Genomic DNA, 24,860 nt, shown 5'->3' with positions numbered 1-24,860 from the left:
CTTAATTTTATCCTCTTGAATATCAATATATTTTATAAACTATAAAATAAAATTTGAAAGAATCTAAAAAAACACTAACTTTTCGTATGCAATTTTTTGTTAAAAAGCATCGTAGTATTAACAAAGAAGTGAAATAAGATTTTCTACTACTAATTTACCTAAATCATAGCCGTTGTTGGTGTCTTACCAACAACATTATACACCAAATTTATGAATCCATCATTTAACAAATCCTACAAATCTATTCTTCCAATAATGGGAATAGTTTTTCTGCTTTGGCTTGTTTCCTGTGCCACAACAGAAAAATTACAAGTAATTGACCAAAATTTTGGAGAGCAAATCGCACTTCAACAAAACCTTACTTTTACATTCAATCAAGCTATTGCAAAACCTGAGCAATTAGATGTTTGGCAAGAAATTGAATATTTGGAAATTAATCCGAAAGTAAAAGGGAAATTCAAATGGACAAGTCCTACAATGCTTATTTTTTCTCCTGATGAAGGATTTGCTCCAAATACAAAATATCAAGTTAAGCTCACTCAAAATATAATTGCCGAACTGACAAAAAAGAATATTGAGATTGATAAAGACAAAAAGTTTGAATTTCATACTCCTTATCTTGACCTTTCGACAGCACAAGCCTATTGGAGTGCAGATGCAAATGGTTCACCAGAGCTTCTTTTGAATTTACTTTTCAACTACGACATCAATCCTAGTGCTTTAAATAGCCTACTTTCACTTTCTACTTTAGGAGTTTCTGAAACAGGAAATGGAACAGCAGCAAATTATACATTGAAAAGTAATGAAGTAGGAAAAAATGTTCGTTTGGTTATAAAGCCAAATACAAGCGACAGCAAAGAACTAGCAGGAAAAACAATTTCTATCAACATTAAAGAAGGCTTGAAAATGACAAAAGGGGATGGAATTGCTCCTCAAATGTCATTCAAAACAGATATTCCAGATCCACAGACTTTTGAAGTAACCCAAGTAACTTCATATAAAATGAATGGCAAAACGATTGTTAGAGTTTTAACGAATCAAAGTGTGACACAGAATGAAGCACAGATTAAAGACCTTATTTCTATTAATCCACAGTTACGGACAGAAATAGAAAAAACCGATGCAGGATTTTTAGTAAAAGCAGATTTTAAAGACGAAACAAATTATCAACTTACTATTGATCAAGAGTTAAAAGGTGTTTTTGGTACAAAACTAACAGCCGAATATCAACATGTTTTACTTTTTGGAGGAGCAGAAAAAACAATTTCATTTTCGGATGGAAAAGCTGCTTATCTGACTTCAAAAGGAGAGCGAAATATTGGTGTAAATATCTATGGTTTTGAAAAAGTAGAACTAGAAGTATATAAAATCTATGAAAATAATATTCAGCATTTTTTGAGAGAGATGGTCGGATCATATAATTACGACCAAATGGATGAGTATTATTATGGAAATGGAGAAAACGATTATGGAGATGTTATTTTGAAAAAAGAAATGAAAATGACTGATTTCAAAAAAGCAGGAAGTAGTTATGCAATTGATATGCGTGAGATAGTAGCTGCTGATAACCGTCCGTTTGAAGGAATTTATTATGTGGTTGTGCGCTCGCCTGATGACCGTTGGATAAAAGACCGTCAGATTGTTTGTGTATCTGATTTGGGTTTTATTGTTCGTAGAAGTGAAGATGAAATTATGGTTTTTGCTAATTCAATTATGAATGCAACAGCAGAAGAAGGAACTCAAATTCGTTTAATCAGTACAAGCAATCAAACTATTCAAACTACAAGAACTGATGCAAACGGAGTTGCAAGACTAACAGGATTGAAAAAGTTAGGCGAAAAATATAATTTTCAATTTATCACAGCACAGAAAAATGATGATTTTAGTTATATTCATTTAGCTCAAAATGGAATTTCTACCTACGGATTTGATACAGATGGAATTTATCCAACAGCAGGAAATTATCAATCCTTTATCTATCCTGAAAGAAATTTGTACCGTCCAGATGAGAAAATCAGCTTTAAAGCAATTATCAGAAATTGGGAAGACTGGCAAAGTGTAGGACAAATTCCTGTAAAATGGAAAATTATTATGCCAAATGGTAGAAGTTTGGTAGAAAAACAAAATCGCCTTTCAGAAGAAGGAACTTTTGCAGCTACGATTCCACTTCCTAGCACAAGTGTAACGGGAAGTTATACAATTGAAGTTTATACCTCAAATGATGTTTTGTTAGCTTCAAGAAATATAAATGTAGAAGAGTTTATGCCACAGCGCATAAAAGTAGAATCCAAACTAAATGAGGAATCTGTAAAAAGTGGACAAGCTATCAACTTAGAAGCAACGGCAACAAATCTTTTTGGTCCTCCAGCAGCAGACCGAAATTATGAAGTGCGTTTGACGTATGATAAAAAAGCCTTTCAATCTAAAGATGCTAAATATCAAGATTATAATTTCTTCTTAAACATTGGAGATAATCAAATGCCTTCTTATGAAGATTATGAAAATACTGGTGAAACTGATTTACAAGGAAAAATAAGTGAAAGTGTAAAAGTTCCAGAAACTTTCCAAAATATTGGATTGATGCAAGGAACATTTTACACAACTGTTTTCGATGAAACAGGTCGCCCTGTTGGCTCTAGAAAAAGTTTTGATATTATTACGCAGCCTTACTTCTTAGGTGTAAAAGGCTTAGATTATTATTGGATTGGTCTAAACCAACCTCTTAATTTTCCTTTGATTGCTCTTGATTATGATGGAAAAGCTATTCCTGCAAATGCCAAAGTACAAGTGATTCGTTACCAATGGTATACAGCTTTAGAGAGAAGATACGACGACCATTATAGCTATGTTTCGAAGTATAAAGAAATAGTTGAGTATGATAATGAAATGAAAATCAATCCTTCTGGGACTTCTCTGACTTTTACTCCAAAACACTCGGCTCGTTATGAAGTACGTGTTTCTCTTCCAAATGCTGAAACGTATGTTTCTACTAGTTTTTATGCTTATTATTATGGTTCTACTTCAAATTCTTCTTTCCAAGTTGATAAAGCAGGACAAATTGATATTACACTTAATAAGAAAAAATACAATGCAGGAGAAACAGCAAAAGTGCTTTTCAAAGCTCCTTTTTCAGGTAGAATGTTAGTTACTTTAGAAAAAGACAATGTAATTACTCACAAATATATTGATGTTCAAAACCGTTCGGCTTCAATGGACATTCTAATTACTGATGAACATTTGCCAAACGTTTATATTAGTGCGACACTGATTCGTCCACTCACTAATAATGATGTTCCTTTGACAGTTGCTCACGGTTACATTTCTATTACTGTAGAAAATGAATCAAAACACAAAATTGAGTTAAAAATTACTGCACCTGAGCGTATTCGTTCTTCTCAAAAACAAATGATTACGGTCAAGACAGGAAAGCCAATGCAAGATGTAGAAGTTACGATTGCAGCCGTTGATGAAGGCATTTTATTAATTAAAAACTTCCAAACTCCTGACCCTTACAATTATTTCTTCCAAAAGAGAGCATTAGGTGTGCAAGCATTTGATATGTACGAACGTTTGTATCCAGAATTTAAAGCAAATATTCAGAACTTTGGTGCAGATGGTTATGATTTGGCAAACCGTACCAATCCAATGGCAAACAAACGAGTAAAACCTGTTTCTTTTTGGTCTGGAACATTAAAAACCAACTCAAAAGGCGAGGTAAATTATGAAATTGATGTACCTCAATTTTCAGGAGATTTGAGAATTATGGCTGTCGCTGTACAAGGTTCAAAATTTGGTTCTGCAACAGCAAATATGAAAGTGGCTGACCCAATTGTAATTTCGGCAGGTTTACCAAGATTTTTGAGTCCAAAAGACAAAATTACTATGCCTGTAACGATGAGTAACACGACCGATAAAGTAGCTCAAGCAACTGTTACTCTCAAAACAAAAGGAGCAGTTTCGCCAGACGGAAATACTACACAAACCGTTACTATTCAACCAAACAGTGAAGCAAAGGTAAACTTCAAAATCAATGCAATTGAGGCAGTAGGTATAGCAGAAATTGATGTGGAAGTAGCAGCCTTAGGCGAAAAATTCAATCAAACTACAGATATTACTGTTCGTCCATTTACATCTCTTTTGAAAGAATCGGATGCAGGAAGTGTAGAAGGTGGAAAAAGCAAAACACTTAGTTTCAAACATGAATATGTACCAACTTCGGCAGATGCAAAATTGGTAGTCAGTAAATCACCAATGGTTCAATTTGTTAAGTCTTTGGATTATTTGGTGCGTTATCCGTATGGTTGTGTTGAGCAAACTACTTCTAGTGCATTTCCTCAACTGTATGTAAAAGATGTTGCTGAATCTATCGGAAAAGCATTAAGTTATGATCTGAAACCAGAAGAAAATATTCGTTTTGCTATTGCCAAACTACAATCTATGCAGCTTTATGAAGGAGGCTTGAGCTACTGGCAAGGTGGACATGAAGCAAGTTGGTGGGGAACTGCCTATGCTGTTCATTTCTTGACAGAAGCCAAAAAAGCAGGTTATGAAGTAAGTGATGATGTTTTAGATAAGGCTTATGATTATCTAATGACAAAAATCAAAAGTAAGGATACTGAGCGTCTGTATTATTATAATATAAACGGACAGCTCACTTCAAGACCAATTGCCAACAAATCTATTTTCTATTCTATGTATATTTTGGCTTCGGCAGGAAAACAAGATGTAGCAACAATGAATTATTACAAAGCAAATAAGCATTTATTAGCGATTGATTCTCGTTATTTGTTAGCTTCTACCTATAAATTATTGGGTGATAAGGCGAGTTATGATGCTGTTTTGCCTCCCTCTTTTTCGGGTGAAAAATCACAACAATCTCTAGGTGGAAATTTCTATTCGTATATACGTGACCAAGCTATTTCTTTGAATGTTATGTTAGAACAAGATCCAAAAAATCCACAAATTGGAACACTTGCAAAACAGCTTTCAGAACAGTATAGAGCTGCAAAACACTTAAATACACAAGAACATGCATTTACATTTTTAGCTTTAGGAAAATTAGCACGTAAAGCAAATAATAGTAATATTACAGCACAAATTTCGGCTGGTGGTTCGAATCTTTCTGCTTATGAAAATGGTACAGTTATTCTTACTAAGAATCAGGTTTTGAATAAAGAAATTACTATTCAAACTTCTGGAGAAGGTGATCTGTATTATTTTTGGGAAAAAGAAGGAATCAGCCTAAAAGGCGACTATATACAAGAAGATAAAAATATTCGTGTTCGTCGTACTTATTTGGATAAAAAAGGAAATGAAATTACTGGAAAAGTTAAGCAAAATCAACTTGTTGTTGTTCGTATTGAAGTAATTTCTACTTCGGTAGATGTTATCGAAAATGTAGTTATTACAGATATGCTTCCTGCTGGTTTGGAAATTGAAAATCCAAGATTAGGAGGAGCACAACAATTTGATTGGATAAAAAATGCTTCTTCACCAGAACATTTTGATTTCAGAGATGATAGAGTAAATATTTTTACTGATGTTAGAAAGAAGAAAACGCAATACTATTATTATCAAACTCGTGCCGTTTCGGAAGGAACATATAAAGTCGGTTTAATCAGTGCTGATGCAATGTATGATGCTTCTTATCATTCGTATCATGGAGTTGGTACTTTGGTGGTAGAGTAGATTATGTCGCTGTTGGGACTCAACCAACAGTAATTTATTGATTTTATTCGAAGTTTGAATATTGATGATCATCGTTGAGACACCAACAAAGGCTATAACCTGCCGTTGTTGGTGTCCCCAACGACATCACGTTTTTCTAAATACCCTATGTATTCTGTGTCACAATCACAATTATTAACTTTAATTCCTTGAGTATATTCCTTTCCTATCAAAGAAGGTTCGTTTTGAAAAACCTTTCTTAAACTTCTCCAATTATCATAAGCCAATTTTGACCATTTTATATCCTTTTGCTTCATTATTTGTATGATATTCTTGCTATTTTGGCATTTCTTTTACCAAATACCCAAGCCACAATTTCCCCAGTTTCTCTATGATAAACATAGATAAGTCATAACTTATTAGATTTTTTACTTATAAAAGTCCAAAATTCGTCTATCTCTAAACAGCCATAATAAATCTGTTTACAACTTAAAATGGTACAATAATTTAATAAAATGGACAGTATTAAAAAAAACTAATTTCTCCTAATACTGCTATGTCATAAACTTCCAAACCAAGAACGAACATGTTTTATTACATGTTGATTAATAGAAAAATGGTAACCTCTATAATCTAAGCAATAATCACTAATAAATTGACTATAGCAGTATTTAAAAAGATAATTTTGCTTACTTTTATACGTTTTCTTGCCATTTTTCACCAAAAAACTCTCTATCTGCCACAAGTGAAGATATAGATAAATTAGAAAATTGAGTTAATAAAGAGGAATGACAACTCTTTTACATACTACTGAAAGAAGTAAACTATTGATATGTTTACTTCGCTTTTGCCATAATTGAGAAAATTTTGTAAGAGGACTGAACTGATATTCATACTAGATAATGATTCTTTTTTTCTATAAAAAAGCATGTGTTTCTATAAATAAAAACGTACCTTTGCACCTGCAAATCCCCTCTATTACTATTTATTATTTCTACACAGAATTATTCAAGATTATAAATTACATTCTCAATCCCAAGAATAGTAGTTTTTAATTTCATAATTCGTAACTGAATTTCTTTTATGACAAAATCATATTCTAATTTACTCAGCCTACTTTTTGTATGTGCTGTTTTTTTGTTGAATAACTTTTACTCTTTTTCTGTTTTTGGGCAGTGTAATCTTGCTGAAAATGATGCTAGTTTTAATACTTCAGATACATTAAGTCATGGTATTGCCCATACTTTCGGCTTTTCTTTGGCAGATTTCACAAGTCTTTCAGATGGTAAAATATTAGTTTCAGGAGGTATAGATCAGTATCATAATAGAAATGTAAATGGTTTAATAAGATTAAATGAAGATGGAAGCATTGATGATACATTTATATCTATTTCTGAATCTGAATTTCCAAATGTCTATATTTCTAAAATTCTAGTACAACCAGATAACAAAATTATTGCTTTTGGTGATATAACAGATAATGCAGGTGTAAATAGATATGCTTTACGTTTCCAAGAAGATGGAACTTTAGATAATTCCTTTAATACTAACTTTGTGTTTGATAGAGCCATAACTAATGATATAGATATCCAATCTGATGGTAAAATCATAATTGCAGGTAATTTTTATGATGGTGTAAACTACCAAGGTTTAATACGCTTGAATTCAGATGGAAGTTTAGATAATACATTTCAGCAAGGAATATCATCTAGGATTGAAGACATAGCAATAGATGTAAATGATAAAATTGTAGTTGGGGGTAATTTTAATAATTATAATGGTGTTAGTTGTTCACAAAATATAGTTCGACTAAATAGTGATGGTAGTTTAGATACAAGTTTTAATAATGGAAATACAGGTTTCAATTCATTTGTATATGCTATCGAAATTCAAAATGATAATAAAATTGTAGTTGGAGGAGATTTTGACACATACAATTCTATTCAAGCAAACAAGATAATACGCTTAAATACGGATGGTAGCTTGGATAATTCGTTTAATAATTCTGTAGCAAATATTGAAGAGATTCAAGAAATTACTATACAAGCAAATGGGAAAGTTTTAGCCATTGAGAGAAAGAATCTAAGTGGTATAGGTCAAAATGATCCTAGTCAAATCATTCGTTTTAATAGTAATGGAGTACGAGATAATTCTTTCTCTACAACAGGTTGGTATAGTATGGCAGATAGGCTACAGCCTTTAAATAGTGGAAAGTTGTTATTCATATCAACAAGACCAGGAATTTCCATAGAAAGATTAAATAATGATGGAGCACGAGATGATTCGTTTGGTGTTTTTTATGGATTTGATAATTATGTAACAGAAACAAAAAAAACAATAGATAATAAGTTATTTGTTTTAGGAGCCTTTGGAAAATATAATAATAAGAGAGCGTATGCAATAGCAAAGCTAAACACAAATGGAACATTAGATACTACTTTTTCATTTACAGATAATGTAGATTATTCCAAAATAAGGTGTGTAACTCCACAAATTGATGGAAAATTACTAGTAGGAGGGCGATTCTCATACTCTAATAATGGATTGATTAGAGAAAGGTTGTTACGTTTGAATCAAAATGGCTCAATAGATTTAAACTTTAATACAAACTCCATAATAAATACAGGTTTAATAGATGTGATAGAAGTACAAAATGATGGTAAGATTATTCTTGCAGGTGATTTTCTAATAAATGCTATAAATAGTCAAGGACTTGTAAGATTAAATGTAGATGGTAGCGTAGATAATTCTTTTACCACTATAGGAATAAATAATGGGGGAAGAATATATGCTATTGAAGTATGCCTTGATGGAAAAATAATACTAACAGGTCAATTTGAGACTTATAATGGAGTAAGTGTAAATAATATTGTTAGAATATTACCAAACGGAAGTATAGATCCTACATTTGCTTCAAACCTAAATATACCTTATTCGTACAGGTCTTACACGCAGTCAAATGGAGATATTTTGGTTGGAGGAAGAGCAAAACTTTATAAAATGAATTCACAAGGCTTAGTCGATACTAATTTCAATATAGATGTCACTACAAGTACAGGTACAGGATATATAGGAAATTTTGTTGTTCAATCTAATGGACAAATTGTAGTTGTTGGAGAATTCGATCAAATAAATGGTTTTAGTACAATTAATATAGCTAAAATAAATACAGATGGAACAGTTAATACAGGTTTTTATTCAAATAATAATACAGATGGCGTAATACGTAATGTAACTCTTCAATCCAATAATTCTTTGATTATAACAGGTTCTTTTATGAACTATGATGGAATGAGTAGAAATAGAATTGCTAAAATAAATAACAATGATACATTTGAAGCTGTAAGCAAATCTAATTATAAGGTATATTTAGATAATGCTGGACAAGTTGAGCTGAATGCTGCTTTGTTAGATAGTGCTAGTTCAGTAAATTGTGGAAATACGATTGCTTCTTTCATTTTTGATGATACAGGCTTGGCTACTCGTTCTTTTTCTTGTACCAACATAGGCACAAGTCAGAATGTAGTTTTGAGAGTTACAGATAATCAAGGAAATACAGAGACTTCTCCTACAATCATTCACGTAAAGGATACTATTCGTCCAGTTGTTGTAACGAGAATACTTCCAGTAACTTTCAACGCTTCTAACCAAGCTACTATTCTAGCAAGAGATTTTGTTACTTCTTTGAGTGATAACTGTACAGATTCGGCAAATATAAGTGTTGTTTTCAATGATACAGGGATGGAAAGCAAAACATTCAATTGTGGAAATATTTCCTTAACAAATATAAGTTTACGTATTACAGATCAATCAGGAAATCAGATTATTCAACCTGTAATTATAAGCCCATCTTCTACCTATTATGATTTTAATGTAAATATATTTGCAAATACCTTCCGTCCTGCAATAGCTTCTTCAATTACAGTTCTTGCAAATAATTATTCTTGCGCTCCTCAATCGGGAGAATTAAAAGTTACTTTACCTGCTACTGTAACATATAATTCGGCTTCCATTACGCCAGATAGAATTGTAGGGAATAATCTTTTTTGGGATGTAACTGATTTGAATTTTGATAGAAACTTTGTAGTTAGAGTTTCTGTAACTCCAGATATAAGTTTAAATATTGGTGATGAAGTTTGTTTTTCAGGACATATCACACCTGAAGCAAATGACCTTACTCGTTTGAATAACCTAAAACAATACTGCTTCCCCATCGTAAACTCCTACGACCCGAACGATAAACAAGTCTATCCACAAGGAATCTGTGATGATAAATTTACGAAGCGTTCAGATTTGCCATTGACTTATACAATTCGCTTCCAAAATACAGGAAATGCACCTGCTTTGAATGTAAACATTGTGGATTCGTTGAGTAATTTATTGGATAGAAGCTCTTTGAGAGTTGTGGGAAGTAGCCACCCAATGGTTGTAGATACAACAGCAAATAATAATGTTATCAATTTCCGTTTTGATGATATTAATCTTCCTGATAGCACTTCTAGTCCTGCTTTAAGTCAAGGGTATGTTATTTTTGAATTGGATGAAATTGCAGCACATACAGATACATCAAGAATTGAAAACAAATCTTACATCTATTTTGATACGAATGCTCCAATTATCACAAATACAGTCAAAAACACCATTTTGGATGTATTGCCTTTATGTGATCCTGCTGGTGGTTCAAACCCACCAATTGCAGATTGCCAGTTGCCAACGAATTTGACAGCAGAAGCACTTTCTGCAACAAGAGTAAAATTATCTTGGGCAACTCCAGCAAATTCAAATGCTATCAATTATGAAATTTGGAGAAACAGTCAGTTATTAGAAACAGTTGTTGCTTCTCAATTATCATTTATTGATTCATTAGTTAGTTCAAGCACACAATATACTTATTCTATAAAAGCAATTTGTGGAAATAATACAGCGACTACTAACTTTGTTCAAGTACGTACCATTCCATCAACGCCAACTTTATTTTCTTTAGAAGCAGCTTGTAAAGGAGAAAGTGGCATAATTGAAGTACGAAGTAGTGGAGCTGTTTATCGTGTTTATGCTTCTCAAGATGCTACAACGCCACTTTTTGAAACATCTAATGCAACTATTCAAACACCTGCTTTAAATGATACAACTACTTTTTATATTTCGGTTATTATAAATAGCTTAGAAAGTGAACGATTAGAAGTTGTTGTTCCAATAAAAGAAGTTTTTGAGGCAATTGTTGAGCAAGGAAGTTTGTTCGAATCGTGTACCAATACCTTTACACTTTCAGCCAACGAAGTAGAAAATGCTTCTTATCTTTGGTTTAGAGATAATATTCAGGTAGGAAATACAAGAGCATTAGTTGTTTCTTTTGAAGGAAATTATACTGTAAGAATTTCAAAAGAAGGTTGTTTTGCTGTTTCTGAAGCTACAAAAGTGGTTTTTGTAGATGCTCCAACTGCCAAAATTGAACAAGGAAGTGAAGTTCCTTTCTGTGGAAATGGAATGCTAAATGCTCAAGATACAAGCTCAAATGTAACCTATACTTGGTCTTTAAATGGAACAGATATAGGAACAGGAACATCAATTTCAGTTTCAGAGTCTGGAAACTATACTTTAACAGCAAGTCAGCCTTCGTGTTTGGATAGCGTGAGTATTGCTGTTACAATTACAGATTTGTCTGTTGTGGTTCTTTCTGCTGATAAAACAGAAATTTGTTTAAGTGAAGAAACAACGCTTTCTGTAACAACTGGCACAGGTTTTACTTACAAGTGGTTCAGAAATGATACAGCTATTTCAAATGATTCGTCTACTTTAGTAACTTCTGAAATTGGAACTTACAAAGTAGAAATTACAACAGCAGAAGGTTGTCAAGTAGAATCAAATGAAATAGAAATCACAGAAGCACAAGCTCAAAATGCAACGATTACGATAAACAAAGAGAATTCTTTTGACAAAACAATTACTGTTTCGTCTTCTGATTCTATTGTTTCAGTAGTTTGGTTTAAAGATGGAACTGAAGTAGCTAGTTTTGCAAATCAAAGAACGATTGAACCAACTGAAAGTGGAAATTACAAAGCAAAAGTAACTTATATTTCAGGCTGTGAATTTGAAACCGAAGAAAAAGTCTTTACTTTCGATATAGAAACTGGAATTGAAGAAGAATCTGCAAAAATCTTTACGGTTTATCCAAATCCAAATACTGGGACGTTTAAAGTAGAATTTGCTACCACAACCAATCAAAAGACAAATCTTGTTTTGGTAGATGCACTAGGTAGAACAATTTACAGTAAAGAAATTTCTAGAAACGAAAAAACTACTACCATTACACTTCCAAGAATAAGTGCAGGTGTTTATGTTGTTCAGATTGTTTCGCAAGGAAAAGTATATACAAAACAACTGGTTATTCAATAAAAAAGAGTTGTCTAATCCTGAAAAAAGAAAAATCAGGCAGTCTTATAGATTGCCTGATTTTTCTTGTTTAGAGATTCTTAATTGAATGTTTTCTTAAAAATATTGGTTCTTCCAATTTTTTAGCGACACATCATATGTTCAGTTTAGCTTCGCTGAGGACTGCGTCGTTCTCAGAACTGAAAAGAACGCTTCTTAGGAAGCATTTCGTTTGTTTTTGAAAAGACGAAAACACAACATTTTATAATTTCACTAAATTGTCGGAAGAGCCAATATTTTTTAGTTTTTTCAATTCTAGTGTCTGTTTAAAATTAATCAAGAAAATGAATATTCCCTGGTGTGTAGGGAGCTCCAAACTCTTTTAACTTTTTGCGAAACGCATTAAACTCATTATTAATCAAATCCTTCACCTGCTCATACACAGGATCAAACTCTTCTTTTGCTATAGAAAGCGTACTTTTGTGCGTTTCTGTTGGAGTGCCTGTAGAATGTGATTGCTCATACATCAAATAACCTACACGATTTGCAATTGACGGTGAGGTTTCTTGATCCAATTGATTGGCAATTTGGTCGCCATTTAGTTTGATTCGGATAGCTTCCATCTCTTTCTCTAATCCTTTCAATTCTTTCATCAAATCTACATGTTTGATGGGCGTACGTTTTATAGCTTCTTTCATGTAACGCAATTCATTAGAGAGTTCTGAAAGGGAATTTTGTACACTACTCACTTTTCCAGATAAGTCATTTACTTCTTGCTGAAATTTGGCTAAAGCTTGACGATCATCTGCTGGCATCATAGCATTATTTAATGGGATTACTTCAAATGAAACTGGCTCTGATAATTGTGTTTCTTCATAGTTTACTAGCTTAGAAAGCGTTACTGTATACTTTCCTGACGCAACAAATGCACCTAAACTTTCGCCTCCAAATGGATTGTAAAACGCTGGCTCACGGAAACTAATTGGTTCTCGTGAAGCATAACGTAAATCCCAGTGCATACGATGTAAACCAGCTGTTGGAGAACTGAACAGTTTACGAACAATTTTGCCTTGGTTGTTGGTAATAGTAAATACCAATTGTGGACTCATCTCTTCAGCTTCTTCTTTTAGTGTTTTATACGATGGATACGGATTGTTTTTTTCTTCGTCTGTTAACTTTTTTGCAGTGGCTTTGCGTTGCTCTTCTCTACTTTCGATATCTTCTTTTAAATACCAAGTAAAAATTGCTTCAGAGCCTAAGTTATCACCAATATAGAAATTATCACCTTGAAAAGATTTACCTGGTAGACCCAACGGATAGGAAGTTTCGAATTGAAGAGCATTCCGTACACTGAACAAAGTTGCTTCTTTATCTAATTTTTGACTAAAATCTCTCAAGCTTGAATAATCATCCAACACATAAACACCTCTTCCAAAAGTTCCTAAAACTAAGTCATTGTGTTCTTCTTGAATGGCAATATCACGCACTGCAATTGTAGGTAAACCACCTTTTAACTGCTTCCACTCTTTTCCTTGAGTATCTGAGAAGAACACACCAAATTCAGTTCCTATAAATAGTAAATTTTTATCGACATGATCTTCTTCAATCGCATATACCGAACCTCTTTTAGGTAAGTTCCCACTGATTGAAGCCCATGTAACACCCTTATCTCGGCTGATGTACACATAGGGTTTAAAATCTCCGTATTTATGATGATTAAAACAGGCATAAACTATGTTTTCATCGTGCTTAGAAGCAAAAATTGCATTTACATAGGTTCGGTCAGGAACACCTGAAAAGTTTTCGGCTTTGCGCCAGTTTTTACCACCATCTTCTGTAATTTGAATCAATCCGTCATCGGTACCTACATACAATAAATTTTCATTTTTTGGCGATTCTGAAAAAGCTATAATTGTTCCATAGGGCGAAGTTGATTGATTTTTCATTACTGCATCAATTCCCCAAATTCTACCCATCACTGGTAATTCATTTCGATTCAAGTTACGTGTAAGTTCTTCACTGATTACTTCCCAACTGTTACCTCGGTCATCACTTTTAAATAGTTTATTGGCAGCAAAATATATACGTGCTGATTTATGTCGGCTTACTGCCAAGGGAGCATCCCAGTTCCAACGGTAAGTGTCTTCTCCTTTTCTTTCTTTTGGTTGTATTCCTTTTTCTTCACCACTTATTTTGTCATAACGAACTAGATTCCCATACTGTGATTGTGCATACACAATATTTGGATTCTTTGGATCGACTTGAGATTCAAATCCATCGCCCCCATGCGTAATAAACCAATCAAAGTTATTCGGTCCATTTCCACTTACAGTACGAGAAGGACCTCCTAAACTAAAGTTATCTTGTGTTCCACCATAAATATTATAAAATGGCTTTGCATTATCGACAGCCACTTTATAAAATTGAGTAACAGGTAAATTAGGTTTGAAAGCCCAGTGTTTTCCACTATCCCAAGACTCATATACTCCTCCATCATTTCCAGAGATAAGATGTTTGTTATTGTTTGGGTTAATCCAAATTACGTGATTATCAATATGTTTGAAGTCTTCTCCAACATAATCCATAGTTTTTCCACCATCACTGGTTACACGCATCCAGTTATTCATCACATAAACTTTATCAGGATCGATTGGATCAGCAATAATTTCTTGATAGTAGTTTCCACTTGTCGCATAGCTATTTCTTTTTTCCCATGAAGCTCCTCGGTTTGTAGAAATGAAAAATCCTCCTTTATCTTCAGCAGCTTCTACAATAGCATACAAATATTCTGGATTTGCTGGTGATATTGTTAAACCAATGCGACCTAACATCACATTAGGTAAACCTTTCTGAATTTTTGTCCAAGTTTTACCACCGTCTTCAGATTTGTGAATTCCAGAGCCAGAACCACCTCCAATATAAGTAAATACATGCCTTCTTCTTTGGAAAGTTGTTGCGTATAAAACATCTGGATTTCTTGGGTCTATTACGACATCATTCACTCCTGTATGTTCATCAATGGTTAATACAGCATTCCAAGTTTTGCCACCATCTTCAGATTTATACAAGCCTCTTTCACCTCCAGCACTCCAAAGAGGTCCAATTGCAGCTACATAAATAACATTTGAATTCTTTGGATGAACAATAATTTTTCCAATGTGTTCAGAAGTTTTTAAGCCCATGTGTTCCCAACTATCTCCACCATCCAGCGACTTATAGACACCATCACCATACGATACACTACGCTGATTATTATTTTCGCCAGTGCCTACCCAAACGATATGGGAATTATTTGGGTCAAGTGTGACACAACCAATGGAGTAACTGCCTTGTTCATCAAAAACAGGTTGAAATGTATTTCCAGAATTGATCGTTTTCCAAACACCTCCAGCAGCAGTTGCTACATAGTACTCATCAAAATTATTAGGATTTACAGCAAGATCTGAAATTCGTCCAGAAGTAAGTGCAGGTCCTAGACTTCTAAATTTTAAGCCAGAAAGGTTTGTTTTTTCTAATACTGATTTGTTCGCAGTTTCGTCTTGTTTATTTTTTCGCCCCTGTCCTTGGGCAATAACTTGTAATGATAGAAATGTAAATAGTAATAAGAGAATATGTTTCATAATTAGTGTGTGTTTGGATTTAATTTATAAGAAAATTGTAGGATGTTAAAGGTAATAAAAAATATTATTAACAGGCTAAATTTCCATATCTACTTACTCCAATTCCAAAATACTAGGTTTTGAGGTGATTGTAAAGTAAATCCATTTTTTTATGATGTCTTATTTTTGATAGATAGGTTAGATTGGCTACATTCAGTATCATATTTAAGACATTTAATCCAATTCAGCCCCAAAACAATTTACCCCTATAAAATTTACAACTTACACACTTTTGAAGTGTACTCTCTTGATTTATCATTTTTTAAGAAAAATAAAACAATAGGTTTCCATAAATTGCCTGTAAGAATTTTTCAAATTATATTATACTCACTTTATTCCCTATGCAAAACTCTAAAAATCAATTTTTTATAGTCTTTTTAGTTTTGTTTGCGTCTGTTTTTTCTCTACAAAAAACACTTGCACAACAAACATTTTATACTAACGGCATTACCGATGAGCGAAACACTACTGTCTATGCCTTTACAAATGCTACCATTTATACCGATTATCAAACCAAAATTTCTGATGCTACTTTAGTTATTAAAGACGGCAAAATTTTAGAAGTTGGAACAAATATAACTATTCCTAAAGGTGCAGTTGTGGAAGATTTAAAAGGAAAAATAATCTACCCTTCTTTCATTGATTTGTATTCAGATTATGGAATGCCAGCTATTGAAAAGTCAAAGGGACGTGCATGGTTTCAACTACAACTTACTCCTCAAACGCCGTATGCTTTTGGAAATAATGAAGCTGTAAAAGCACATCACAAAGCAAGTGAGATGTTTAACCCAGAAGATAAAACAGCAGAAAAAGAAGCTGAAAATCTAAGAAAATTAGGTTTTGGAACACTTCTTTCTAATCAACAAGACGGAATTGTAAGAGGAACATCAGCTCTCGTCTTTTTGGGTAATGGAAAATCACATGAGCAGCTTTACAAAACTGATGTAGCAGTAGGTTTGTCATTTAATAAAGGTTCATCTTCACAGTCTTATCCTTCTTCTTTAATGGGTTCAATGGCTCTTTTGCGCCAAACTTATCTTGATGGAAAATGGTATGCAACTGGAGCTGCAAAAGATAAAAACCTTACTCTTTCTGCTTGGAATACATTACAAAACCTCCCTCAAATTTTTGAAGTAGATGATAAAATGAATGCTCTTCGTGCTGATAAATTAGGCGATGAGTTTGGAAAACAATATATTTTGAAAGGAAATGGAGATGAGTATCAAGCTGTTGATTTAATTAAAACTACAGGAGCTTCTTTTATTATTCCTCTTAATTTTCCTGATGCTTTTGATGTAAATGACCCTTTAGATGCTCAATTTATTTCTTTTACAGCTTTAAAGCATTGGGAGTATGCAGCTTCAAATGCAGCTATTTTAGAGAAAGCAGGAATCAACTTTGCTTTTACAACAGACGGACTAAAAGATAAATCTAAATTTTTGGAGCATCTTAGAAAAGCAGTGGGAGCAGGTCTTTCAAAAACAGCTGCTCTAAAAGCTCTTACCTATACGCCAGCCAATCTAATTGGAGAAGGAAATAATTTAGGGATTTTGAAAAAAGGTGCAATTGCTAATTTTATTATTACTTCAGGCGATTTATTTTTATCAAAAACAAAAGTTCATCAAAACTGGGTAAAAGGACAAAAAAATGAAATCGTTCCTTTTGCTAACTCTTCTTATGCAGGAATTTATGATTTAACGTTGGAAGAAGATGGAAAACCAAAATTGTATAAATTGGAAGTTTCTGGAGAAGAAGACAATTTAGATTATAAAATTATTGATGGAAAAGATACCCTGAAAGCAAAAGCAACGTATGAAAAGGGAATTTTTGCACTTCAATTTTCTCCTCAAAACCAAACAGAAGCAACTCGCTTAACAGGTTGGTACGATTCAGAAGGTAAATACTGGTCAGGTTCTACACGTACATCTGGTGGAAAATGGGTTACTTGGAATGCCAAAAACTCTGATTCTAATATGAAAATCAATCAAAATATTGGAGATGCACCAAAAATAGATTCTACATTACAAGCCTTCAAACCTATCTTTCCATTTGCACCTTATGCTTTCCAAGCACAACCAAAAGCTGAAACTGTTTTGATAAAAAATGCAACAGTTTGGACAAATGAATCTGATGGTGAAGCAAAAGGAATACTAGAAAATACAGATGTTTTGATTGTTGATGGAAAAATAAGTAAAGTTGGAAAAAATCTTTCTGCGCCAAATGGAGCAAAAACTGTTGACGGAACAGGAAAACACCTAACAAGTGGAATTATTGACGAGCATTCTCATATTGCTATTTCAGGAGGAGTAAATGAAGGCGTTTATGCTAATAGTTCGGAAGTTAGAATTGCTGATGTAATCAATTCAGAAGATGTAAATATTTACCGTCATTTGGCTGGTGGTGTTGTGGCTCTACAACAGTTACATGGCTCTGCAAATCCGATTGGTGGACAATCTGCTGTAATAAAATTGCGTTGGGGAAAAACTGCCGAAGAAATGAAAATCAAAGGCGCACCTGAAAGAATTAAGTTTGCATTAGGAGAAAATGTAAAACACTCAAACTGGGCAGAATATGGTCGTTATCCTCAATCAAGAATGGGAGTTGAGCAGTTTTTAACAGATGCATTTACGAGAGCAAAAGAATACGAAGCAGCTAAAAAATCAAATCCAGCTACTACAAGAACCGATTTGCAGATGGAAGCACTTTTAGAAATCATCAATGGCAAACGTCTTATTTCTTGTCACTCATATATTGCTTCTGAGATTCTTGCTACTATGCGTGTTGCTGAGAAATTTGGTTTCAAAGTAAATGTATTTACACATATTTTGGAAGGCTATAAAGTTGCTCCTGAAATGGCAAAACATGGCGTTGCAGGTTCTACTTTTTCAGATTGGTGGGCGTACAAATATGAAGTAAAAGATGCCATTCCATACAATGCAGCACTTATGAATCAAGCAGGAGTTTTGACTTCAATCAATTCTGATGATGCCGAAATGGGCAGAAGATTAAACCAAGAAGCTGCCAAAACTGTAAAATATGGTGGTGTAACACCAGAAGAAGCATGGAAATTTGTTACACTCAATCCTGCAAAAATGTTGGGAATTGATAACCGTACAGGAAGTATCAAAGTAGGAAAAGATGCTGATGTTGTTTTGTGGTCTGCAAATCCATTGTCTATTTATGCAAAAGCTGAAAAAACGTATGTTGATGGAATTCTTTATTTTGATAGAGAAAATGATGAAAAACTTCGTCAAGATTTAGCAGCCGAGCGTGAAAGAATTATTCAAAAAATGATTGCAGCTAAAAACGGTGGCGCACCAACAATCGGCGTAAAATTTAAAAAAGAACATTTATGGGATTGTGAAGAAACAGATTTTGACTATTGGAATACTGTAAATGATGGAGAATAGTAGCTCAGGAACAATTACGAATTACGATTTGTTAATTACCATTCCTTATACTTTAGTTTTCGTCTAAAAAAACAAAACACAGATTGAAATTTTATTTTTTCAGTCTGTGTTTTTTAAATTTAGAACTGTCTTGTTTTTAAATGGCTTGAAAAATATGGGAATTTTGATTCTCATATCCTCATTATAAAGTAAAAAAGAAGGTTATGAAAACAGCAAAACAACATTAGAGTTGGAGCAAGAAAATCGCTTACTCAAAAAATAAAAAACAGTCTTAGAAAAAGAATTATCTAATTCAGATAAAAAAGTAATTTTGTTTGATATTTGGAAAGACGTAAAGACTCTTTACAAAGCAGGACTACGTCGTTCTCAGAACTGAAAAAAATACTTCCTTTAGTTTTTTAGTATATTCAAATAGATGTAATTTCTTATCTTGTATTTAAGAATTCATTTATCAGATAAAGAACCTAAGACGCTTATAGATTTATAAATCTATCCTCAAATTTAGTCTTTATCTGCCTTTATTCAATCTCAAACTTAGATAGTTTTCGGAGTATTTTTATTAATTTAAAATAAACTAATTATTTCAAAATTACTTTTCTAGTAATTCAAATAAAGCTGATTCGACAGTCAAACCAGGACCAAAGGCTAGACAAGGAATAAGTTGACTATTTTTGAGGTGATATTTTTCTTTATTATGTAGCAATTCTTTCAAAACAAAAAGGACTGTTACAGAAGACATATTTCCATATTCTTCCCAAATTTTGAAAGGAACATCTAGTTTTGATTTGTCCATAGATAGCTTTTTGGCAAGTGTTTCCAAAATCTTTTTTCCTCCTGGATGAACAGCCCAATTAGAAATGGAATCCGAATTTTTATCTACTTCTAAACCTTTCATTAGTTTATCTAAAATCCCTTCAATTTCGTCTCCCAAAATATCGGCTACATAGGAAGACAAACGCATCTCAAAACCTGTATCTCGTATATACCATGCCATATCTCGTTTTCCTTTTGGAACAAGATCACAATAAAAGTTTTTCAAAAACAAGTTTGTGTTGTTTTCTTTTGGTTTAGATTCTACCAAAACAGCAGCAGCTCCATCAGCAAAAATAGAATTGGCAAGCAAATTATCATCATCAGATTGTTTTTGGAAATGCAATGTGCAAAGTTCTACTCCTACAATCAATACTTTTGCATCAAAAGCCTTACAAAATGCATCAGCTACTTTGAAAGCATTAAAAGAGGCATAACAACCCATAAAATTAATTGCTGTTCGCTGTACAGAAGAATTTAATCCTAAGTTTTCTAGTAGTTCAATATCAATTCCAGGTGCGTACATTCCTGTACAACTAACTGTAATCAGATGAGTAATTTCTTGTTCTCTTCCTTCTATAATTGGTTTTGCAGCTTCCATACCTAATTTTGTAGCCCATTTTTCATACATTTTCATACGCTCAGAAGTAGTAGGAAAAGGTTCTAAATCTTCAGAGTTGGGATAAAAATCAAAGTTTTCTTTTTTTGTATAGTCTTCTAAAACAGTATGACGGTTTTTTATTCCTGTTGCACGCTGTAAGATTCTAATTTTTCTTTTTTCATCTTTAGTTTTTCCCATAAAGTGAGCAGAAAAATCAGCACTTTGCTCTTGGGAAATAGTAAAAGGAGGATTTGCAGTATTGATAGCAGTAATATAACTCATTAAGATAGGGAAAGATAAAATAAAGCAGATAGAAAGATAGAAGCCAAAAAATTAACTATCTTTTAGCAAAGATAGTTAAAGAAAAATTTTAGATAATAAATTTTGTTTAAAATTAGTACTGTCCAGAACCAAGCATTACTAAAGTACAAGCTACTTCTACCTCTATTCCTTCTTCTCTAGCCATTTTCATAAGTTCAGGATTTTCAGTACCTGGATTAAAAATGATTCGTTTGGGTTTTGTTTGCAGAATATAATTGTACCACTCAGGTTGATTTCTCACTCCTACGTAGAGTGTTATTGTATCAATATCATTATGAATGGTAAGGTCGTCAGTTTGTGTTTGTACTTCTATAGGTTGTCCAAAAAGTTCTCCTTCTTTTATTCCTACAGGAACAATTTCATGGTTTCTATTGGTAAGTCTCTCTGCTGCTAAATAGGCATAACGAGTGGGATTTGGAGTTGCTCCAAGAATGAGTGTCTTTTTACTTTGCATGTATATAAAATGGTTTGAATTGATTTTCTAGATTAAAAGATTAAAAAATATATCTAGTAAAATCAATTCAAAGCCTATTTTGTTATAATTTTATTATAACTTCTCCATTAACTTGGTTTTAAGACGTTGAAATTCTTCTTCTGTCAAGATTCCTTTGTCTCTCAGACTAGCAAGCTGACGAAGTTCGGCAAGTGCATTTGCTGATTCTTTTGCAGACTGATAAGAAGATGGGTTTGTAGTATTTTGATTTGATGTTTTATTTGTAGCACTATCTGGAGGAGTGTCTTCGGTTTTTGGAGCTTTTTGAGCAGAATGTTTGTTTGGATTTGCTTGGTGAGGAGGTTCTTCCGAAAAAGTAGTTTTTGTATTCTGATTGCTAGATTGATTCGAACTTGAAGTAGTTGTGTTAGTCTGTTTTTTATTTTCTTCTTTTTGAAATTTTTCATCAACCACTTCTTCAAAATCCATTACTTCTTCAAAATCAAAGTCTTTTTCTTCTTTTTTAACCTCTTCGCCTGAAAATTCTGCATAAGCTGCCTTTGCACGTTTTTCTACTTCATCTTTCATTTGTTTGGCAAAATCTCGTCCTTTAATAAGCTGCTCATCATAAAATCCTTTTACAGCTTCTGTATCAAAGTTTTCTAAATCGCCTCCTTCTCTAAAGTGCTTAGCAAAAGTTTTTCCTGCTGCATAGGTTGATGCCCCTGACAAAACTGCCATTCCAACACCTCCAGCAATACTCCCCCACCCTGGTATAAGTTTTAGGGCTTGCGCTCCTAGTTTTGATAAAACACCACCTGAAAGCGTTCCAAGCCAAGATTCTATATTTGCATTGTTAGCTTCTACACCATTTATTTCTGCCAATCTTCTGACCATATCAGCTTGTATGACCGTAACAGCAATCATATCAGCTAAAGGAATTGGAATAAGAGAAGCTGCCATTGCCCAAATAACAGAGTTTTCGATGACTTTATCAGCACGCTCATTGTCATCATCAAGGCGCATTTTGTCTTTTAATTTATAAAGAAGATAGTCCCACATAGGTAATTTTTGGTTTTGTTTTTCAAGATATTTGCTCGTAAAAATACAAGCACTATTTTTTTAAATTATAGCTACTTGGTTATACACAGTACGCAAAATTAGTAGATATAGTTTTTAAATATAAATTTATTAACGCTAAGATACTAAAATGGTTCTGTTTTGAATATACGATAAGATTATAATGATAATAGAAGTTCCATTTAATGATTTGGCAATCCAGTCAGTGTTTGGCAGTAATTTATTCATTCTAAATTTATTCAAAGATAATATCTATTGTTTTCTTATTAAAACACAAAATTGCATCTTGCACTTATAAAGTCAAAAGGTCTTTATCTCATTCTTTACCTCATTTTTGATTTCATTCAATTTCTATCAATTTATCTATCTTAAACGACAATTTGATTATGAACAGAGAAAATTTCGAAGAATTATTAGAACAAGCAGCTTACTTTTTTCAGTCTTCTAAGCAAGATGTAGTATATTCTGCTCCAGATGGAAAGTTTTATCGTGAAAAAGATTTATACAGAATAGAAACTAAATTTGGTGCAGCTAGTCTTATCAGAATACATAGGCACGAAACGCTTTCATACATAGAAGAAGCACTCTATTTTTAAATAATAAAATAGAAAAGGGGTATTTCATCAATTTTCAAATTTATCTAACAAAAGGTGAGTTTGAGTGTTAATACTACATAGAAATGCAGGATTTAAATAAAATAAAAAAATCCAGCTATCTCATTTTTTAATTTATAACTCACTTTTAAAAACATATTATTTTTATGGAAACTGCTATGATAGAACTCAATCGAATTGCTTTAGATAAAGACAAATCGGATAAAACTGTCAACCACCTCAACGAAATTCTTTCAAATTATCAAGTATTTTATCAAAATCTAAGAGGTTTTCACTGGAATTTATTGGGTCATCATTTCTTTTCTCTTCATGTAAAATTTGAAGAACTATATAATGAAGCGCAATTAAATATTGATGAAATTGCAGAGCGAATCCTTACTTTAGGACATACACCTCTTCATACTTACGAAGATTATCTCAAAAACTCAACAGTGAAAGTTCACAAAAATATAAGTGATGAGAAAAAATCAGTAGAATCAATTATTACTGATTATTCTATTCTTATCAAGAAAGAACGTGAAGCCCTTTCTGTTGCTGGTGATGCTCAAGACGAAGGAACAACAGATATGTTGGCAGGATTTATCAAAGTACAAGAAAAAACAGTTTGGATGCTTTCTGCTTGGTTGGGAAGTAACAAATAACAAACTTATTGGCTCTTCCGACTTTTTACGAAACATTGTGTGTTCAGTTCCTCAGAACTGAAAAAAAACGCTTCCTCAGAAGCGTGATTTAAGCAATATCACGCTTCTGAGGAAGCGTTTCGTTCGTTTTTGAGAACGGTGTAACCCTCAGCGAAGCTAAAACGAACGCACACCCTTTTATAATTTCGCTTATGAACACATTTTAAATGCAAATTTAGAGTGTGTTTTTTTTGTTATTTTCTTTTTACCTTTACATAAAAATATAGATTTCAACACTTCTCCTTCAATACATTTATTTTATAGAAATGCCAAAGCAATTTGTGAGCAATAATTATTATAGTTTAACTATAAATACAGAAAAAAATAGAGCATATTCTATAATAAAAGGTAGTTGTAAAAACTTATCAGCAGTTTTGGAATATAAGAAAGGTTGGGAAAAAGCTATTGAAAGTGGTTTTTTGCTAGAAAGTTTTACCGTTTTGGCAGATGCAAGACTTATGGGGCATATGAGCTTAGAAATAGAACAAGTTCATCAAAAAATACAGGCTTACTTATTAGAAAATGGAATGAAAGCTGTTGCACAATTAGCCTCTCTAAATGATATTGCTAATATGCAGGTAGCTAGAGCTACTACTCGTTCGAAGACTCCTATTACTGCTTTTGCTACATTAGAAGAAGCAGAAAATTACTTAGATACTATTTAAAATTATATTTTCAATAAGTTAGCTTAAAATACCAACACACCTATTTTAAAATAACTTCAATACTATTTTGATATGAAACAAGGAATAAAAATAATTTGCCTATCTCTCTTTTTAGTTTTTTCTTTTTCTTCTTGTACTTCTTTGTTTGGTTCGAAGAAAGATAATTCTGACAATTCTATTAAAGCTGGAAAACATAGTGAAACAGGAATTGCATCCTATTATGGAGATAAGTATGAAGGAAAACCAACAGCAAGTGGCGAAAAATTCAGACAAAAACTAATGACTGCAGCACACAGAACCCTTCCTTTCGGTACAATGGTAACTGTTACTAATTTAAAAAATGGAAAACAAATTAGAGTCAGAATAAACGATAGAGGACCTTTTAAAAAAGGGAGAGTTATTGATGTTACCCGAAAAGGTGCAGAAAAATTAGATTTTATTCGTGACGGACTAACTAAAGTAAAAATAGAATATGATTGATAGAACAAAAAATGAGGCAACAAAAAAAGCTATTTACCGAATTTGTAAATAGCTTTTTTGAGAAATGAACA

Annotated in this window: 12 protein-coding genes; 7 read left to right on the top strand and 5 right to left on the bottom strand. The window is 32.9% G+C overall.

The genetic code is table 11. The features are described from left to right. Window positions 1-210 precede the first annotated feature (210 nt). Window positions 211-5,688 carry an MG2 domain-containing protein gene (locus tag V9L05_RS21305; RefSeq protein WP_338813848.1) on the top strand — a complete coding sequence of 1,826 codons (5,478 nt, stop codon included), beginning with the start codon at window positions 211-213 and terminating at the stop codon, window positions 5,686-5,688. A gap of 92 nt (window positions 5,689-5,780) precedes the next feature. On the opposite strand, the gene V9L05_RS21300 is transcribed toward V9L05_RS21305, so the two are convergent. Next, window positions 5,781-5,984, bottom strand: coding sequence for a hypothetical protein (locus V9L05_RS21300; RefSeq protein ID WP_338791499.1), 204 nt, complete (start codon window positions 5,982-5,984; stop codon window positions 5,781-5,783). 766 nt (window positions 5,985-6,750) lie between these two features. On the opposite strand from V9L05_RS21300, the gene V9L05_RS21295 reads away from it, so the two are divergent. Further along, window positions 6,751-12,060 carry a T9SS type A sorting domain-containing protein gene (locus V9L05_RS21295; RefSeq protein ID WP_338813847.1) on the top strand — a complete coding sequence of 1,770 codons (5,310 nt, stop codon included), beginning with the start codon at window positions 6,751-6,753 and terminating at the stop codon, window positions 12,058-12,060. 308 nt (window positions 12,061-12,368) lie between these two features. On the opposite strand, the gene V9L05_RS21290 is transcribed toward V9L05_RS21295, so the two are convergent. Then, on the bottom strand, window positions 12,369-15,656 hold the full coding sequence (locus V9L05_RS21290) for a glycosyl hydrolase (protein WP_338813846.1): 3,288 nt from the start codon (window positions 15,654-15,656) through the stop codon (window positions 12,369-12,371). A gap of 380 nt (window positions 15,657-16,036) precedes the next feature. Here V9L05_RS21290 and V9L05_RS21285 point away from each other — a divergent pair, with 380 nt between their 5' ends. Continuing rightward, on the top strand, window positions 16,037-19,105 hold the full coding sequence (locus V9L05_RS21285; protein ID WP_338813845.1) for an amidohydrolase family protein: 3,069 nt from the start codon (window positions 16,037-16,039) through the stop codon (window positions 19,103-19,105). Window positions 19,106-19,694: 589 nt separating this feature from the next. On the opposite strand, the gene V9L05_RS21280 is transcribed toward V9L05_RS21285, so the two are convergent. The 3 genes from V9L05_RS21280 to V9L05_RS21270 all read right to left on the bottom strand — a co-directional run bounded on the left by V9L05_RS21280 (window position 19,695) and on the right by V9L05_RS21270 (window position 22,332). Further along, complete coding sequence (locus tag V9L05_RS21280; RefSeq protein ID WP_338791506.1) at window positions 19,695-20,798, bottom strand: type III polyketide synthase; 1,104 nt, start codon at window positions 20,796-20,798, stop codon at window positions 19,695-19,697. Between the two features lie 112 nt (window positions 20,799-20,910). Continuing rightward, window positions 20,911-21,291, bottom strand: coding sequence for a CoA-binding protein (locus V9L05_RS21275; RefSeq protein ID WP_338791507.1), 381 nt, complete (start codon window positions 21,289-21,291; stop codon window positions 20,911-20,913). Between the two features lie 93 nt (window positions 21,292-21,384). Further along, window positions 21,385-22,332, bottom strand: coding sequence for a DUF697 domain-containing protein (locus V9L05_RS21270; protein WP_338791508.1), 948 nt, complete (start codon window positions 22,330-22,332; stop codon window positions 21,385-21,387). Between the two features lie 404 nt (window positions 22,333-22,736). Here V9L05_RS21270 and V9L05_RS21265 point away from each other — a divergent pair, with 404 nt between their 5' ends. From V9L05_RS21265 to V9L05_RS21250, 4 genes are all read left to right on the top strand, one after another. Next, window positions 22,737-22,946 carry a hypothetical protein gene (locus tag V9L05_RS21265; RefSeq protein ID WP_338791509.1) on the top strand — a complete coding sequence of 70 codons (210 nt, stop codon included), beginning with the start codon at window positions 22,737-22,739 and terminating at the stop codon, window positions 22,944-22,946. A gap of 164 nt (window positions 22,947-23,110) precedes the next feature. Beyond that, window positions 23,111-23,605, top strand: coding sequence for a Dps family protein (locus V9L05_RS21260; RefSeq protein WP_338813844.1), 495 nt, complete (start codon window positions 23,111-23,113; stop codon window positions 23,603-23,605). 305 nt (window positions 23,606-23,910) lie between these two features. After that, window positions 23,911-24,309, top strand: coding sequence for a hypothetical protein (locus tag V9L05_RS21255; RefSeq protein WP_338791511.1), 399 nt, complete (start codon window positions 23,911-23,913; stop codon window positions 24,307-24,309). Window positions 24,310-24,381: 72 nt separating this feature from the next. Continuing rightward, window positions 24,382-24,789 carry a septal ring lytic transglycosylase RlpA family protein gene (locus tag V9L05_RS21250; RefSeq protein WP_338813843.1) on the top strand — a complete coding sequence of 136 codons (408 nt, stop codon included), beginning with the start codon at window positions 24,382-24,384 and terminating at the stop codon, window positions 24,787-24,789. Window positions 24,790-24,860 lie beyond the last annotated feature (71 nt).

The organism is Bernardetia sp. Wsw4-3y2, assembly GCF_037126295.1.
Classification (GTDB): domain Bacteria; phylum Bacteroidota; class Bacteroidia; order Cytophagales; family Bernardetiaceae; genus Bernardetia.
The sequence above is the reverse complement of the archived record's forward strand: the minus strand, read 5'-3'. Positions and strand labels throughout refer to the sequence as shown.